This window comes from Halorubrum tibetense, from assembly GCF_042661865.1.
GTDB classification, from domain to species: Archaea; Halobacteriota; Halobacteria; order Halobacteriales; family Haloferacaceae; genus Halorubrum; species Halorubrum tibetense.
On sequence record NZ_JBHSWW010000427.1, the window covers coordinates 1 to 1,461 of the forward strand.

Consider the following 1,461-nt stretch of genomic DNA (forward strand, 5'->3'; position numbering starts at 1 on the left):
GGCTCCAGCGGGTGTCGGCCGACCGGGTGTCGATCGTGGCGCGTCATTGCGCGCGCGGACGAGCGTTCGTCACCGCCCCGCTGGTCGGCACCGACACCGAGCTCGCCGCGGGGGAGCCGGGCGAGATCGAACGTTCGGTCCTCGACGAGGCGGGGATCGACCCCACAGACTTCGACCTCCCGGGCGAGTTCGACTCGAGCGGGACCAGGCGGGCGGTGCTGTTGCGGACCGACCTCGATATCCGCGTCGACGACGGCGACCCCCGATTCGCGTTCGCGCTCCCCAGCGGGTCGTACGCGACCGTCCTGCTTCGAGAGTTCACGAAGACGGACCCGCTCGCGGAGTGAGCGAGGAAGCAAATAGATCCACAAAACTGGATCATCAGGTCTCGAACGAGCACGAAACCGTCACGACCCTGCGTGATTTCGAGGTGTTTTTGTGCGGGTGTCGCGAATCGCGGGCATGACACGGATCGTCGTTCTCGACCTCCACGGTCAGTTCACGCACCTCGAGCGGCGCGCGCTCCGCGACATGGGCGTCGATACGGAGATCATCGACGCCGAGACGCCGCCCACCGAAGTCGACGCCGACGGCGTCGTGCTCTCGGGCGGTCCCGACATGGACCGGATCGGTAGAGCGCGCGAGTACATCGCCTCGGACGTCCCGGTGTTCGGGATCTGTCTCGGGATGCAGGTCATCGCCGACGAGTGCGGCGGTCGCGTCGGGTCGGGCGAGTACGGCGGATACGCCGACGTAGACGTGGAGATCGTCGACGACGCGGACCCGCTCGTCGGCTCGCTCGCGCCGGAAACCCGCGTCTGGGCCTCCCACGCCGACGAGGTGAAGGAAGTGCCAGAGGGGTTCGATCACACCGCGACCTCCGACGTCTGTGGGATCGAGGCGATGTCGAACGTCGAGAGCGGGCTGTACGGCGTCCAGTGGCACCCGGAAGTGGCCCACACCGAACGCGGCGAGGAAGTGTTCGAGAACTTCGTCGCCATCTGTGAGTCGGACTGAGACGACACGATTCCTCGTCGGCAGCGGTCGATACGCTCGTTGTCCGGGGTCTCCCGGAAGCGCCCCCTCGCCTCGCCGATCACCAGTTTCGCCGATCACCAGCCCCGCCGCTCACCGTGGTCGATACCGAGGTCGACCCGAACGTCGGGCCGACCGCCCGCGCCGCTTACTCCCCGAACAGCTCGTCGACCGCATCGCCCGCGGCCTCGGTCGCCGCCTCGGCGACGGCCTCCGGGTCGGGGTCGTCCGGGGCGTTCAGGTACACGTCCACGTCGAGGAGCCCGTCCTCGAAGGTGACCGTCACGTCGAGGTCGGTCACCGCTGATTGGTCGTAGTGTTCGAAGACGACGCCCTCGGCCGCCGCCGCCGCGGTCCGCACGACTTCTTCGTCGCTCGGACCGGCGTCGTCCGTCGAGTCACCCATCGTCGCTTACGCGCCGCCGG

Annotated in this window: 3 protein-coding genes; 2 read left to right on the forward strand and 1 reads right to left on the reverse strand. The window is 68.3% G+C overall.

What is annotated here, in order from left to right; translation table 11 throughout:
- Positions 1-347: tRNA pseudouridine(13) synthase TruD (gene truD / locus ACFQEU_RS15825; RefSeq protein WP_379783725.1), on the forward strand; the 347-nt coding region annotated here is incomplete at its 5' end.
- Positions 348-462: 115 nt separating this feature from the next.
- The gene (locus ACFQEU_RS15830; protein ID WP_379783727.1) at positions 463-1,017 is read left to right on the forward strand and encodes a GMP synthase subunit A; all 555 of its coding nucleotides are present in this window, start codon (positions 463-465) and stop codon (positions 1,015-1,017) included.
- Positions 1,018-1,183: 166 nt separating this feature from the next.
- Here ACFQEU_RS15830 and ACFQEU_RS15835 read toward each other — a convergent pair whose 3' ends face one another.
- Complete coding sequence (locus ACFQEU_RS15835) at positions 1,184-1,441, reverse strand: DUF3194 domain-containing protein (protein WP_379783729.1); 258 nt, start codon at positions 1,439-1,441, stop codon at positions 1,184-1,186.
- Positions 1,442-1,461: the final 20 nt, after the last annotated feature.